Below are 14,789 nucleotides of genomic sequence, written 5' to 3'. Positions count from 1 at the left end.
GCACGCCCCCATGTTTTACCGCTTCTGAACGCCTAACTTTCGCTGCATCCTCTGGTTTCTCCGTCGGCTCGTCATTTCCCCTTGCAAGAATAAAAAACCTCTCCGGTTATTCGCGCTCGAGCGGTGTCTTTCATATTTTTGACGATTAATCCTTGCGCGCATTCATTGAAGGGGGAATGAGTGGATTATCTTGTGGGTGGTGTGTGAAGTACGCTGATAAACCTTTCCTTTTCGGCCAGATGAATGAATCAAGAAACGCCTTTTTTTTGGTTTTTTTAAAATAAAAATAAGAATGATGCCAATTCAATTCGGGGTAATTATCTTTTCTCATCTTTACATTGATTTTATGTATTGCTAAAGAGGGAAAGCCAAGCATAATTAACTGTGAAAGGGGCGGAGCTCCTATTCGCCTTATCACGGATTAGCCGTGGTAGGGATATTTTAAAGTTTGTCCAATCAAAAGGAGAAGTACCCATGATGGAAAAAAAAGTGATTATGTTGGCATTGGTTGCGGCGAGTTTTTCGAGTGCTTTGCCGGCCCTGGCGGCGGACGGGCAGGTTAATTTTACCGGGAATATTGTTGATGCCGCGTGCAAGGTCACAAATGACTTGAGTAATCCATTAAATGTTGTTCTGGGCGATGTGGCCCGAACGGCATTTGCGGGTGGCAAGGGATCCACGTCCTCGGCGACTAAATTTACGCTGGAAGTGACGGATTGTCCGGATACGGTAAAAAGCGCCACCGTTAAGTTCGACGGCGCGGCCGATAATGGTGACAGCAACGTATTGCAGCTGACCCAGGAAACGGATGTCGCCACGGGCGTAGGCATCCAGCTGTCTGATATTTCTAACAATGTTCTTCCGCTTTACACGGCCTCAACGGCCTATCCGCTGGCTTCCGGCAGCGGCGTGAAAAACAATCTTGATTTTACCGCGCGTTATATTTCCACGCTTGCAGATGTGACTGCCGGTAAAGCCAATAGCGTCGCGACCTTCACGCTGAATTACAACTGATAATATTTTCTTGCCCGCTGGTTTCCAGCGGGCCGTATTGCCTCGGAGATAATATTATGCGGTTTAATCGCTGCAGTGCCCTAATGGGATTAATTTTATTATTATTTTTTTCTACGGCGCAGGCCGGTGTGGTTGTCGGCGGAACGCGAGTAATTTTTAACGGTGAAAAAAAAGAAGCTTCAATCAGCGTCGACAACCCGGACAACGAACCCTATTTAATTCAGTCCTGGCTGGATAATCAACAGAGCGGCGTGGATAAGATAGCCTTTATCATTACGCCGCCTTTATTTCGGCTGGATGGGCATCAGGAGAATATGCTGCGTATCGTCCGCGTCGGCGATGACTTGCCGCAGGATAAAGAGAGTTTGTATTGGATGAATATAAAGTCCATTCCCTCGACAGAACACATGGGTAAGTCGAACACCTTGCAAATTGCGGTAAAAACGCGCCTCAAACTGATTTATCGTCCTGCGGCGCTGCTCAAACAGGTTCCCGAGGATGTGACCCAACGGTTGACGTGGCAGCGCGTCGGCAAGGAATTAAAACTCACCAATCCCACGCCGTATTATATGAATTTTCATTATGTTCGCATTGGCGGGCGCGAAATGAAAGAGGTGACTTATATCGCGCCGATGAGCAGTGAAATGTTTTCATTACCGGTTTCAGGCGCGTCGTCGGTCAGTTGGAAATTAATTAACGACTACGGCGGCACCGGCAAGGAGCATCAGTCAGGTATTTAACCGCCAGGGGATGGGCGGCGGAAGGGAATAACGAATTCAATAATGGAGCTAATGAATGATAACTCGTCAGCGTAGAGCAGCGAAGCGGGATGCTTGGCTGAAGCGCATCGTCTTATTCACGGCAACCACGGCGGTATGCGGCAACATGCCCAACCCCGCCTTTTCCCGTGACTATTTCAATCCAGCGTTGCTGGAAACGGGGCGGTCGGGCCAACAGCATATTGACCTGTCGATGTTTGAAAACGGCAACCAGGTGCCCGGCAAGTATCGGGTGGATATTTGGGTGAATGACATGCTGATGGAAACGCGTGAGGTGCGGTTTGTCATCAAGCCCGGCGGCGGCGATAAAGCCGGCCTGCAGCCCTGCCTGACGGGAGAAGATTTACAACGGCTCGGCGTGAAGATCGAGCGGTTTCCCGCATTGAACCGCGCAGAAGAGTGCGCGAATTTGGCCGCCATCCCGCAGGCCTCGGCGCAATTTCAATTTAACCGCCAGCGGTTGGTGCTGAGCATCCCTCAGGCGGCGTTGGAAAATCGGGTACGCGGCTATGTGCCGCCCGAACTGTGGGATGAAGGGATGCCGGCGATGCTGCTCAACTACGGTTTCACCGGCAGCAACAGCAAGGGGCGCGACCGTTTTACCCAGAGCGCGAGCAGCTACTACCTCAACCTGCGGCCGGGTTTCAATCTGGGCGCCTGGCGGGTGCGGAATTACACCACCTGGAGTTACAACAGCGGCGGCGGCGGGCGTCAGTCTGAAGATCGCTGGGATACCGTCTATACCTACGCCCAGCGCAATATCATCAGCCTGAAGAGCTTGCTCACGCTGGGTGAAAGCAGCACTCCGTCCGATGTGTTTGACAGCGTGTCGTTTCGCGGCGCGCAGCTGGCCTCCGATGACGATATGTTGCCGGAAAGCCTGCGCGGCTATGCGCCGGTGGTGCGCGGCATCGCACGCAGCAACGCGCAGGTGGTCATTCGCCAAAACGGTTATGTCATCTACCAGAGTTACGTCGCGCCGGGCGCGTTCGAGATTTCTGACATGTATCCGACCGGCGGCAGCGGCGATTTGGACGTGACCATCAAAGAGGCGGACGGCAGCGAACAGCATATGACCGTGCCTTTTGCCAGCTTGCCGGTATTGCAACGCGAAGGACGCCTGAAATACGCGCTGACGTCCGGTCAATACCGCACCTACGATCACAGCGTGGAGAAAAAGGTTTTCTCGCAGGGCAGCCTGATTTATGGCTTGCCGGCCGGCTTTACCCTCTATGGCGGCGGACAATTCGCCGGCCCGTATCAATCCTTGGCCTTGGGGGTGGGTAAAAACCTGGGCGAGTTCGGTGCCCTGTCGGTGGACGCGACTCAGGCCTGGGCGAAACAGGAACATCAGCCGAAAAGCGACGGCCAGTCATGGCGGGTGCGCTACAGCAAAAACATCGTAGCGACCGGCACGAACTTTGCCATTGCCGGCTACCGCTATTCGACCAGCGGCTATTATGGGCTGCAGGAAGTGCTGGACACCTACCGCAGCGGCAATCGCTATGCCCTGACTGACCGCCGTAAGAATCGCGCCGAGATCACGCTCAACCAGAATTTATGGGAGGGAGCCGGTTCGCTTTCCCTCAGCGCGGTCAGCGAAGATTACTGGAATTCCGAGCGCAACATGCAATCGCTGAGCGCGGGTTACAACAATAGCTGGAATGGCATCAGTTACGGTTTTAACTACAGCTATAACCGTAATTCACAGGCGATTTACGGTGACTCAGACCGGGGGCAACGGCGTATTTACGATCGTGACCAACTGTTTGCCTTCAATATCAGCGTGCCATTGGAAAAATGGCTGAGCAACACCTACGCCACCTATAGCCTCAATACCAGCCAAAAAGGCAATACCAGCCATACGGCGGGGCTTAACGGCACGGCGCTGGCCGGCAACAACCTTAACTGGAGCGTACAGGAAGGGTATGGCAATCAGGGCCAGGGTAACAGCGGCAATGCCAACCTTGACTGGCGCGCCACCTACGGCGAACTCGTCGCGGGATACGCTTACGATCGCAGCCAACAGCGCGTCAACTATGGCGTGAAAGGGGGGGTGATTGCCCACGAAGACGGCGTCACCTTCGGCCAGCCCTTTGGCGAGACGGCCGCGCTGGTGACGGCGGCCGGCGCCAGCGATGTGGCGGTCGGCAACCAGGTCGGGGTGAAAACCGACTGGCGCGGCTATGCCATCGTTCCTTACGCCACGCCTTATCGCAACAACTCGATTCGTCTTGATGTGGAAAGTTTGCCGGATGATGTCGATCTCGCGCTGACCAACCAGTCGGTCACGCCCACCCGCGGCGCGGTAAGCCGGGCGAATTTCAAGGCGCACGTCGGCAAAAGGATCCTGATGAGAGTCACGGATCCACATGGGGTGCCTCTCCCTCTGGGGGCCAGCGTCCGCGATGCGGATCATTCGGCGCAGCCGTTCCTGATTGGTGGTGATGGGTTGGTTTATCTGTCCGGTATGGCGGAACAAGGCCGGCTCATCGTGCAGTGGGGGATAAATACCGAGCATCAGTGCCGCATCAGCTATCAACTGCCGGCGGAGAAACCCGCCGCAGGGATCCAAACCCTCAATGGCGTTTGCCAATAGATCTCGCTCCGTATCCATCATGACTTGTTAAGTGAGAGTGAAAATGAACGTTTTTATCAGGATATTCGGTTACGGCGCTCTGCTATGGCTGGCGACGCTAACGACGGTGGCGTACGCCGGCACCTGTACCACCAACGCGAAAACCATCCGCATGGGGTTGCTGACGCTGGCCGTGGATCCGCGTATTGAAATCGGCGAACAGTTGGCTGTCCGTACGGAAAACAGCATCAGCGGCACCACGTTTTCTTTTCTTTGCTCGGGCTCGGTGGCCTATCGCTCCATGTCGCCGCTGACGCCGAGTGCGCTGCCCGGCGTATTTGAAACGGGCATAGACGGCGTAGGGGTGACGATTTCGGACCTGTGGCAGAGCAATAAGAACGTGCCTTTCAATACGGCGATTTCGCCCAACCTGCTGACGCCGTGGATCAACCGCAATGATGTCAGGCTGACGTTTATCAAAACCGGCCCGATTAAAACCGGCGGAGATATGGGGGGGAAGATTATCGCCAGATATTATCTGGACTCGACCTCGGTATTGGACTTGAGTATTTCCGGCATGAAGGTCATTCAGAAAAGCTGCCTGGTGGATTTGAATTATAAAAATCAAACGGTGGACTTAGGCAGCCCAAAACGCAGTGAGTTTAATGGAGTCGGCAGCAGCGCCGTGTCTTCCGAACGTAACTTCTTCGTGGTCTTGCAATGCCAGGAGGACAATATTCCGGTACAGGTGACGTTTGAAGCGGCCGGAAGTTCGCCGGGCGTAGGCATGATCGCTATTGCCGACGGTTCTGATGCGGCAAAGGGCGTTGCCGTGGAGGTCTTGGACGCGAACCGTAATCCGATCGCTTTTTCCCGGCCGATTAACTATCACACCGCTGCGGAAAAAGAGATCAGAATTCCCTTAATGGCGCGATATAAGCAAACGGGAGACATTAGCCCTGGACAGGCTGATGCGGTGATGACATTCACCATTACGCAGAATTAAGGGAGCCTCATCAAAATATAATGTCGTCTTTTCCCGCGACATTATTGGTGGTATCCGGCGCTGCAGGCCGGTGCCAATGTAATGACAACACGCATGTATGGCTGTGTTTGTCCGTTTAAATATGGAGATTAACCAATGAAAGAACTGTCTGTTATCGAAATGAATGAAGTGTCAGGCGCCTATTCCTGGGATATGAGCAATGGGCTGGCCGGTCTGATTGGCAGTGCCGTCACGAATGCCGCAGAAGCCGTGTCGTCCGTTGCTCTGGGCGCCTCCGTTGGCAGCATGGCGGGCGCCGTTATCGGCGGTAAGCACGGCGGCGACGGTGGTGGCCTGTTGGGCATCGGCTCCATTGGCCAGGGCGTCGGCATGGTTGCCGGCGGCATCCTGGGCGGGGTGGCCAGCGGCGTAGCCGCAGCTGTTATCGGCTGGGACACCACCCTGGAATACTCCAAAAAAGGCCTCGATGGGCTGATTAACGGCACCATCAGCTAAATCAATATCGTTGTCCAAGGCCGCAGCGCTCTTGCTGCGGCTGTCTTTCGGTCAGGCATGCGCAGGCTCTCCCTATGAGTGAGAATAAGAGCAGAAATATTTTCCGCCAGGAGGCGGTCAATTATCAACGTCAACGATGGACCGGCAGAGCGCTGTTAATTTCCGGCGCGTCGAGCTCTGTGATTGGCGTTACGTGCTTTATTTTTATTCTTATTTTAGCGGGCGCACTCTATTTTTGTGAGTATACGCGCAGGGTTGATGTCGAGGGCGAAGTGATCAGCATTCCGCATTCGACGAACGTATTTTCCTCCCAATATGGTTACGTGAATCGATCTTTTCACCAGGCCGGTGACGTGGTGGAAAAAGACGAGCCGCTCTATATCATTGATGTTTCCAGAAGTACGGCATCAGGTAATGTCAGCCATATTGCCGCGAGTGAAATCAACAAACAGATTGGCAATCTGGATTCGATCATCAGCAAGCTGAAAAAAAACAAAGACGCGATGCTGGAGAACCTGAGAAAACAGATCGATAGCTATGAGATAGCGTATAAAGAAACGGAAAAACTGAACCTCAGTGCCAGAGACGGCATGGAAAAAATGAGGGAGAGTTTGAAAAACTACGAGCATTACCTGACGAAAGGGCTGATTACCAAAGATCAGCTGAATTATCAGCGTTCGCTCTTTCAGCAACAGCAGAGCTCCTATCAGGCGCTCAACAGCCAAAAGATTCAGCAAAATATCCAGCTGTCGCAGCTGCGTAGCGATCTGCTGATTCGCGCCGCCGATTACGACAATCAAATATCGCAAAGCGAATCGCAACGCAGCGAGCTGCAACGCCAATTGGCGGAATCCAACGCCGGCGACCAGGTGATTATCAAAGCGCCGCTGAAGGGGAAAATCGAGTCGCTGAGCGTGACCGCCGGGCAGGTGGTCGAGAGCGGCAGCAGTCTGGCGCAGATCAAGCCGATTGAAAACATCAAATATTACCTGGTGCTGTGGCTGCCGAATAACAGTTTGCCCTACGTGAAAATCGGCGATGGCATCAACATTCGCTACGAGGCTTTTCCCTCGGACAAGTTCGGCCAGTTTCCGGGGCGCATTGAATCCATCTCTTCGGTTCCGGCTTCTCCGCAGGAGATGGCGGAATACAGCAGCGGCAATAAAAGGGAGCGGAACGCCTACTACAAAGTGTTGGCGTCCATCAGCGATACGCAATTCAGCGACAAAGGAAAATATCTGGAGATCAGCAGTGGGCTGCAGGCCAGGGTGATTGTTTTCCTGGATAAGAAACCGCTTTATCAATGGGCGGTCGCGCCTTTGTATGACATAAAAAACAGCGTGGTGGGGAGAGTCGATGAAGGATCATAATCTTTTTGAGCGGATCAACGAAAAGTTAACGTTCTCTCTGCGTAAACGGGTGCCGAGCATCTTGCAGTCGGAGTCATCGGAGTGCGGCCTGGCCTGCCTCGCGATGATCTCTTCTTATTACGGATTTAATGTGGATATGCTGAGCCTGCGGCAGCGGTTCGGCATTTCCACCCAGGGCGCGACCCTGGGCACCCTGTCACAAATCGCGGCGCAAATTCAGCTGAAGACGCGGGCCTTGTCGCTGGACATCGATGAAATCAATCAGCTGAAAACGCCCTGCGTATTGCATTGGAACATGAACCATTTCGTGGTGCTGGTTAAGGTTCAGCGCGCGGGCTTTGTGATTCACGATCCTGCCTTCGGGCGCCGAGTGATTGGCCTGCAAGAGATGTCGAACCATTTTACCGGCATTGCGCTGGAGCTGTGGCCCGACAAGGCTTTTCAGCAAGAGACCTTAAAGACCCGTTTACGCCTGCTGGATTTGATGAAAAACATCGAGGGGCTGCCGGGGACGCTGCTCAAGATTTTTGCGTTATCGCTCGTCATTGAGTCGGTCAACCTGCTGTTGCCCGTGGGGACCCAGCTCGTGACCGACCATGTCATTCAGGCGCATGACTACAGCTTGCTGACGGTCATCTGTTTGGGGCTGATCTTCTTCACCCTGTTCCGCGCCGTGGTCAGCATCGCCAGGGCCTGGATTTCCATCGTGCTGGGGACGCTGACCGATATCCAGTGGAAGACGACGCTGTTCGAACATCTGCTGAAGCTGCCGCTGGACTTTTTCGAGAAACGGCACCTGGGGGATATCCAATCGCGGTTTTCCTCATTGGATGCGATCAGAACCACCTTTACCAATAATATCGTCGGCGGGATCATCGACGGCATCATGACAGTCGGCTTGTTCGTGATGATGATGGTCTATGGCGGCTGGCTGGTCTGGGTGGTGTCAGGCTTCACCCTGGTCTACATCCTCATCAGGATGATGACCTACCGCACCTACCGCCAATTTTCGGAGGAACAAATCGTCAAGGCGGCCAAGGCCAACTCGCATTTCATGGAGACGCTGTACGGTATTTCCACGGTCAAAGCGCTGGGCATCAAGGAAACGCGCTCCAGCTATTGGCTCAATTTGAATGTCGATGCCGCCAATACCAATATCAAAATTACCCGTTTCAATATGATGTTCGGCGGGATCAATACCTTTATCACCACGCTCGATCAGGTGGCGATACTTTGGCTCGGCGCCATGATGGTCATCGACAATTCTATGACGCTCGGCATGTTCATGGCGTTCAACGCCTATCGCGGCCAGTTCTCGCAGCGGGCTTCCAGCCTGATCGATCTGGCGATCGGCCTGCGCATGCTGTCGCTGCACAATGAGAGGATATCCGACATCGTCTTTACCGATGCGGAGGCGGAGTCCGCGCCGCGGCGGGTATTCGAACCGGGCAAGGGGGTTGCCGTGGAGGTTAAAAACCTCACCTATCAATATGACGCGCTGTCCCGGCCGATCTTTAAAGACCTGGATATCCGCATCGCCGCCGGCGAGAGCGTCGCCATCGTCGGGGCGTCAGGCGTGGGGAAAACCACCTTGCTGAAGGTCATGTGCGGCTTGCTCAACCCGACCTCGGGAGAGATCCTGGCCGACATGATGGATATCCATAAAATCGGCGTGAATAACTACCGCAATGCGATCGCCTGCGTGTTGCAGGACGACCGGTTATTCTCCGGCTCAATCGCGGAAAACATCAGCGGCTTCGAGGTCAACGCCAATAAAGAGTGGATTGTGGCCTGTGCGATGCACAGCAACATTCACGAAGAAATCATGCAGATGCCGATGGGTTACGAAACCCTGATCGGAGAGCTGGGGAACGGCATCTCCGGCGGGCAAAAGCAACGTTTGTTTATTGCACGCGCCCTCTACCGGCGACCAAGCGTGCTGTTTATGGATGAAGCGACCAGCCATCTGGACGTTGAGAATGAATTGGCGATCAACCGGGCGATATCTTCGCTGAATATCACGCGGGTGATTGTCGCCCACAGAAAATCGACGATCGACTCGGCGGATAGGGTGGTGGCGCTGGGGGCCGCGAGCGGCGGGTAACGCTCGCCGGCAACCCAGGCTGTCCCCGCAGCCCAAATCGCGGTAAAATGCAGCAGTTGACCTTATCGCACGCCATCAGGCCGCCGTACTCGCTATGAAAATGCGCAAACCGCGCCGTCCGCCCGGGCGGTGGATCTATTACATCCTGCATGAAGACATGCTGTGGCCCTGCCCGGTCAAATGGGAGTGGGAGAGCGGCTATAACGCCTGGCTGCCGTTTTACTATTCCCCCACGCTGGAATTTGTCGCCGGCAACCCCGCCCGCGCCACCAAGGTCAGCAGCGGTCGCCGTTAAGCGTGCTGCCCGCCTTGCCGCCCGGCATTCGCTCACCTAAGATCATCTCATCACCCACAGGTTTTCCGGGAGCTCCCATGTCTACTCTGTTTCGCACGTCTCTTTGCGGCGCGGTGGCGTTGCTGTTGCTTGCGGGTTGTCAGCAGACGGCGCATAAACCGACGCCGCCGCTGCAGGCACAGTTGGATCACATCGCTTCGATGCTGGCCGGCGGGCACTTCCTGCGCGTGGATTGCGGGCGCAGTGAGGTACCGGACGATGTCAAATTGCAACGCACCGCGATGCGAGCGGCGCAGCATCGCGGCTGGAATACGCAGGCGGCGGGGTATCGGCAGTTGCCGGCGCTCACCCAGGCGCGCTACCTGACTCTGCAGCAGGACAATCAGCTGCTGACGGATAAGTGCACCACGCTCAGCCGCAGCACCGCGCGCTTTATCGCGGCGGCACAGGCCGATCAGGAAGATTACATGGAGTAGCGCGACGGTGTGCCTTTCAGGCGCTCGTCGCGGGCGCCCAAAAATTCTTTGCAGGATAACGATTTATCGCTCATCATTTGAAATGATGTTTCACTTTTATCCATCGAGCCCACCTTGAACCTGTATGCCGCCCTGCGTCAGCGCGTGGAAAATACGCCCTGGTACGCCAAACGGAAAAGCTACCGCGTGCTGTTCTGGCGCGAAATCACGCCGCTGGCGGTGCCCATTTTTCTGGAGAACGCCTGCGTTCTGTTGATGGGGGTGCTGAGCACCTTTCTGGTGAGCTGGCTCGGTAAAGAGGCGATGGCCGGGGTGGGGCTGGCGGACAGCTTCAACATGGTGATCATCGCCTTTTTTGCCGCGGTGGATCTCGGCACCACCGTGGTGGTGGCCTTCAGCCTCGGCAAGCGCGATCGCCGGCGAGCGCGGGCGGCAGCGCGTCAGTCCCTGGTCTTGATGACCGGCGTGGCGCTGCTGTTGGCGGCAGGCATTCATCTGGCGGGTGAACCGATCATCGATGTGATCGCCGGGGCGGCCTCGCCGGAGGTGAAGGCGCTGGCGCTTTCTTACTTGCAGACCACGGTGTGGAGCTACCCGGCGGCGGCGATTGCGCTGATTGGCAGCGGCGCCCTGCGTGGCGCGGGCAACACCAAGATCCCGCTGCTGATCAACGGCGGCATGAATATCCTCAATATCATCATCAGCAGTATCCTGATTTACGGCATGCTGGGTTGGCACGGACTGGGTTTTGTCGGCGCCGGGCTGGGGCTGACGATTTCCCGCTATATCGGCGCCATCGCCATTCTCTATGTGCTGGCGATCGGTTTTAACCCGGCGCTGCACATCACGCTGAAAAGCTATTTCACGCCGCTGAAGATGAGCATCCTGTGGGAAGTGTTGGGGATCGGCATTCCCGCCAGCGTCGAATCGGTGCTGTTCAACGGCGGCAAGCTGTTGACGCAGATGTTCGTCGCCGGCATGGGCACCAACGTGATCGCCGGTAACTTCATCGCCTTCTCCATCGCTTCGTTGATCAACTTGCCGGGCAACGCGCTGGGCTCGGCCTCGACCATCATCGTGGGCCGGCGGCTCGGCAAAGGTGAGATCGGCCAGGCGGAGCGGCAGCTGCGCCATATTTTTTGGCTGTCGACCCTTGGGCTCACCGCCATCGCCTGGGGCACGGCGCCACTGGCCGGGGTGTTCGCCGCGTTTTATACCTCGCAGGATGATGTGAAAACGGTGGTGAAAACCCTGATTTGGCTCAATGCTGCCTTTATGCCGATCTGGGCCGCTTCCTGGGTATTGCCCGCCGGGCTGAAAGGCGCGCGCGACGCCCGCTTCGCCATGTGGGTGACGATGCTCGGCATGTGGGGCTGTCGCGTGGTGGCCGGCTATGTGCTCGGCATCGAACTCGGCATGGGCGTAGTGGGCGTCTGGTTGGGGATGTTCTTCGATTGGGCGGTGCGCGGCGCCCTGTTCTACTGGCGCATGGTCAGCGGGCGTTGGCTATGGAAATATCCGCGCGTCAGGCGCACGGACGCCGGATAGTCTCGCTTGCGCGAAGCCTGCCGGTAACCTGGGGGACACCGGCAGAAAAAATGCGTTCAGAGGGAAGGGTACCAGCGCAACGATTTATTGACCGGCCCCGGTGTGACCAAAACTTTGCCCCTGCCGGCCAGATTCAACAGCAGGTTGCGCGCCTGATAGATCGTGATGTCGTTAGACTCCGCCAGCTGGCGGGTAGTGGGCCACTCGCCGGGGGGCGGGGGCGCCGCGCCGTTGGACACAGGGCAGAGGCGGTGCAGCGTGGTTAATAAATGCTGCTGCAGGTTTTGTAATTCTTGTTGTTTTGGCGTGTGTTTTATCATGTCAGCCTTCCTTAAGCTTCCGCCGAGTTTTGATATAACGGTAAGCGTCCCCCGGGAAATAATGCCCTGTTCCGGCAATACCCTTCTTGAACCGGTCGCGAACGCCTGCCTGAACCCGATATTTCCGCTGCAATAATCCCGCGGCGTTCACCTATCGGAAGCGGTAACGGGGGGGCTAAATGCTCAGTATGCTGTATGTAATGGCTGCAATTCATATCTTTTCTCCATTGTTTACTGCCCGGTGCCGGTTTTTACCAGACCGAATTGATAAGCCTCCCTTTCCTTTTCCGAATCATTATAACGCAAATAGAAAAAAGGCGATCAATAATGTCGCATGATATATATTTTACGAGATAATTGACTGATGTTGTTAATTTTACGATCTGTTGTTTCGCAAAAATATATTTGCTATGCGGTTTTTGGGCTTATATCTCGTATTTATTGCTTTTGCCGGAAATGACTTTTCAAATTGTCGCGGTTTTTGTAACAATATTTGGGCCAAGACAAGCGAATAAGTTAAATCTTAGTGTAATTTCCATGATGGGTAGTAAATTTTTGTGGAAATTTGCAGGTTTGATTTTTTTCTTTCTCGTCAGCGTGAGTTTTGCTGAATACCTAAAATGGGTAATGATGAAATAAAATACGCGATTTAATTATCGTGAGGGTTTGCTTTGTCTGCGGATAATACCGTTTTCATTCTGGATTATATAAATAACTGTTAAAGGAACGGGAGCGATCCTGCGCTTTTTACATAAATTAAAGGAATAAGTGAATTATGAAACTGAACAAAATCATGCTGGCAGCGGCTCTGGCGTTTGGCGTTTCTTCTCTGGCGCATGCCGGCGATCAGGGGCATGGCAAAGTGACGTTTACCGGTTCCATTATTGATGCGCCTTGCTCCATTTCTCCTGAGACCGTGGATCAGACCGTGGATATGGGCCAGGTTTCCAACGTTGCGTTGAAAAATGGCGGCAAATCAGCGCCACGCCAGTTCGATATCAAACTGGAGCAGTGTGACAACTCGACGCTGAAAACCGTCACGACCACTTTCGAAGGCAAAGCCTCTGCCGCCAACAAGGATCTGCTGGGCATCGTCGGCACCGCCAGCGGCGCCAGCATCGCCATCACCGACACCGCCAGCAATCCGATCAAGCTGGGTACCGCCACGGCTCCGCATAACCTGGGCGCCGGCACCAACACGCTGCGCTTTGCGGCTTACCTGCAGGGCGACGGCGCTTCCGCCAGCGTGGTTCCGGGCGATTTCACCGCCGTAGCCGACTTCAAGCTGGCTTACCAGTAAGCCTGCGCCATTGGCGTGACTTTTTGCATGCGGGGGCTCCCCGCATGCATTTTTCCAAGATGGAAGGGCAGTTGTCAGGAGGTTCAGTGCGCCGATTTATTCACCCTTTAGTGTCTCCTTGCATATTGATGGCCATGCTGATGAGCCCGGCGGTGCCGGCGGCGCCCAGCTCTCAAGGATGGGGACGCGTAAATATGCAAGGAGCCATTATTGATACCGCTTGCGCGATCGCCGCCGGCAGCCGCGAACAAACTATCGATATGGCCGTGATGCCGACGGGAAATATGATGCGCGACGGCTTAGGCAATACACATGCCTTCACCATTGAATTAATCAACTGCACGCTTGAACGCCCGAAGCCGAATTTACCGGACTGGCGGCAGTTTCAGGTGGTTTTCGACGGTGATGCCGAGGGCGATTTATTCGGCGTGCACGGCGAAGCGAAAGGCATCGCGTTGCAAATATCCGATGGCCTGGGGAATATTGCCGCGCCAGGTCGGCCGTTGCCGCTTGGCGATATAACGCCAGGCAGTATGTCGCTTAATTATTCCATAAAGCTGGTTGCCAATAATCAACCGATGCGTGCCGGGAATTATTTTTCCGCCGTGCGTTTTAAGCTGGATTATTACTGAGCGCTGCGATTGCGGCGAGCCGCAACGCCAGAATTATACGATATAAGGTTAGGGATATGATGTTGTCGCCTGCTGGGAAGCTATTTCGTTTTCAGGTGCTGGGGTTATGTATCACGCTGGCGCTGGGAAGTTCATCAACGTGGGTATATGCCGAAGGCGGCATTCAGTTTAATGCCGACATTTTGGACGTGAACGATCGAAAAAATATCGACCTAAGCCAATTTTCCCGCAGTGGATACATTATGCCGGGAAGTTACAGCATGGTGGTTCATCTCAATAGAAGTGAGTTACCCGAGCAGAAAATCCCTTTTTATCCGCCGGACAACGAACCTGACGGCAGCCGCGCCTGCGTCGGCAAAGCGCTGGTCGATCAGCTGGGGCTGAAATCGGCGGCGATGCAAACGCTCACCTGGTGGCATCAGGGAGAGTGTCTGGATGAGTCCAGCCTGAAAGGCATGGTGTCGCGCGGCGATCTGGCGACGGGCGCGCTGTATTTAAGCGTGCCGCAGGCCTACCTGGAATACAGCTCGGAAGACTGGGATCCGCCGTCGCGTTGGGATGAAGGCATTCCGGGCCTGCTGTTCGATTACAACGTCAACGCCCAGAGCCGGCAGCAGCAGCAGGGCGGCTCGCGGGGGTACAGCGTCAGCGGTAACGGCACCGCCGGCGCCAACCTCGGCGCCTGGCGCCTGCGCGCCGACTGGCAGGGGCAGGTCAATCACCAGACCGGCAGCGGGCAATCCACCGACAAACGGTTGGACTGGAGCCGTTACTACGCCTATCGGGCCGTTTCTGCGCTGCGCTCGCGCCTGACGCTGGGTGAAGATTATCTGGATTCGGGCATTTTCGACAGCTTCCGCTTCTCCGGCGCG

Annotated in this window: 14 protein-coding genes; 13 read left to right on the top strand and 1 reads right to left on the bottom strand. The window is 55.1% G+C overall.

The annotated features are described in order from the left end of the window. Positions 1-474 precede the first annotated feature (474 nt). The 10 genes from FUU19_RS15720 to FUU19_RS15675 all read left to right on the top strand — a co-directional run bounded on the left by FUU19_RS15720 (position 475) and on the right by FUU19_RS15675 (position 11,665). Complete coding sequence (locus FUU19_RS15720; RefSeq protein ID WP_141967948.1) at positions 475-1,014, top strand: fimbrial protein; 540 nt, start codon at positions 475-477, stop codon at positions 1,012-1,014. 56 nt (positions 1,015-1,070) lie between these two features. Beyond that, positions 1,071-1,754 (top strand): fimbrial biogenesis chaperone, encoded by a 684-nt coding sequence (locus FUU19_RS15715; protein WP_141967950.1) that lies wholly within the window; start codon positions 1,071-1,073, stop codon positions 1,752-1,754. 55 nt (positions 1,755-1,809) lie between these two features. Further along, entirely contained in the window at positions 1,810-4,392 is a 2,583-nt protein-coding gene (locus tag FUU19_RS15710) for a fimbria/pilus outer membrane usher protein (RefSeq protein ID WP_230490777.1), read from the top strand. 43 nt (positions 4,393-4,435) lie between these two features. Then, the gene (locus FUU19_RS15705; protein WP_197833501.1) at positions 4,436-5,377 is read left to right on the top strand and encodes a fimbrial protein; all 942 of its coding nucleotides are present in this window, start codon (positions 4,436-4,438) and stop codon (positions 5,375-5,377) included. 135 nt (positions 5,378-5,512) lie between these two features. After that, positions 5,513-5,872 carry a hypothetical protein gene (locus FUU19_RS15700; RefSeq protein WP_141967957.1) on the top strand — a complete coding sequence of 120 codons (360 nt, stop codon included), beginning with the start codon at positions 5,513-5,515 and terminating at the stop codon, positions 5,870-5,872. A gap of 74 nt (positions 5,873-5,946) precedes the next feature. After that, positions 5,947-7,242 (top strand): HlyD family secretion protein, encoded by a 1,296-nt coding sequence (locus FUU19_RS15695; RefSeq protein WP_197833503.1) that lies wholly within the window; start codon positions 5,947-5,949, stop codon positions 7,240-7,242. After that, the gene (locus FUU19_RS15690) at positions 7,229-9,346 is read left to right on the top strand and encodes a peptidase domain-containing ABC transporter (RefSeq protein WP_141967961.1); all 2,118 of its coding nucleotides are present in this window, start codon (positions 7,229-7,231) and stop codon (positions 9,344-9,346) included. The genes FUU19_RS15695 and FUU19_RS15690 overlap by 14 nt, the downstream gene beginning before the upstream one ends. 94 nt (positions 9,347-9,440) lie before the next feature. Then, positions 9,441-9,641 (top strand): hypothetical protein, encoded by a 201-nt coding sequence (locus FUU19_RS15685; protein WP_016927170.1) that lies wholly within the window; start codon positions 9,441-9,443, stop codon positions 9,639-9,641. Between the two features lie 77 nt (positions 9,642-9,718). Beyond that, positions 9,719-10,117, top strand: coding sequence for a type II secretion system pilot lipoprotein GspS (gene gspS, locus FUU19_RS15680; protein WP_141967963.1), 399 nt, complete (start codon positions 9,719-9,721; stop codon positions 10,115-10,117). A gap of 114 nt (positions 10,118-10,231) precedes the next feature. Next, the gene (locus FUU19_RS15675) at positions 10,232-11,665 is read left to right on the top strand and encodes an EmmdR/YeeO family multidrug/toxin efflux MATE transporter (protein ID WP_141967965.1); all 1,434 of its coding nucleotides are present in this window, start codon (positions 10,232-10,234) and stop codon (positions 11,663-11,665) included. 56 nt (positions 11,666-11,721) lie between these two features. Here FUU19_RS15675 and FUU19_RS15670 read toward each other — a convergent pair whose 3' ends face one another. Further along, positions 11,722-11,985, bottom strand: coding sequence for a FaeA/PapI family transcriptional regulator (locus tag FUU19_RS15670; protein ID WP_141967967.1), 264 nt, complete (start codon positions 11,983-11,985; stop codon positions 11,722-11,724). A 775-nt stretch (positions 11,986-12,760) separates the two neighbouring features. On the opposite strand from FUU19_RS15670, the gene FUU19_RS15665 reads away from it, so the two are divergent. The 3 genes from FUU19_RS15665 to FUU19_RS15655 all read left to right on the top strand — a co-directional run. Continuing rightward, entirely contained in the window at positions 12,761-13,285 is a 525-nt protein-coding gene (locus tag FUU19_RS15665) for a fimbrial protein (RefSeq protein ID WP_060420481.1), read from the top strand. A 128-nt stretch (positions 13,286-13,413) separates the two neighbouring features. Then, positions 13,414-13,917 (top strand): fimbrial protein, encoded by a 504-nt coding sequence (locus tag FUU19_RS15660; protein ID WP_230490934.1) that lies wholly within the window; start codon positions 13,414-13,416, stop codon positions 13,915-13,917. A gap of 56 nt (positions 13,918-13,973) precedes the next feature. Continuing rightward, a partial coding sequence (locus FUU19_RS15655) for a FimD/PapC N-terminal domain-containing protein (RefSeq protein ID WP_230507191.1) occupies positions 13,974-14,789 on the top strand: 816 nt, incomplete at its 3' end.

The organism is Serratia montpellierensis (assembly GCF_020858655.1).
In the GTDB taxonomy this organism is placed as follows: domain Bacteria; phylum Pseudomonadota; class Gammaproteobacteria; order Enterobacterales; family Enterobacteriaceae; genus Serratia; species Serratia montpellierensis.
The sequence above is the reverse complement of the archived record's forward strand: the minus strand, read 5'-3'. Positions and strand labels throughout refer to the sequence as shown.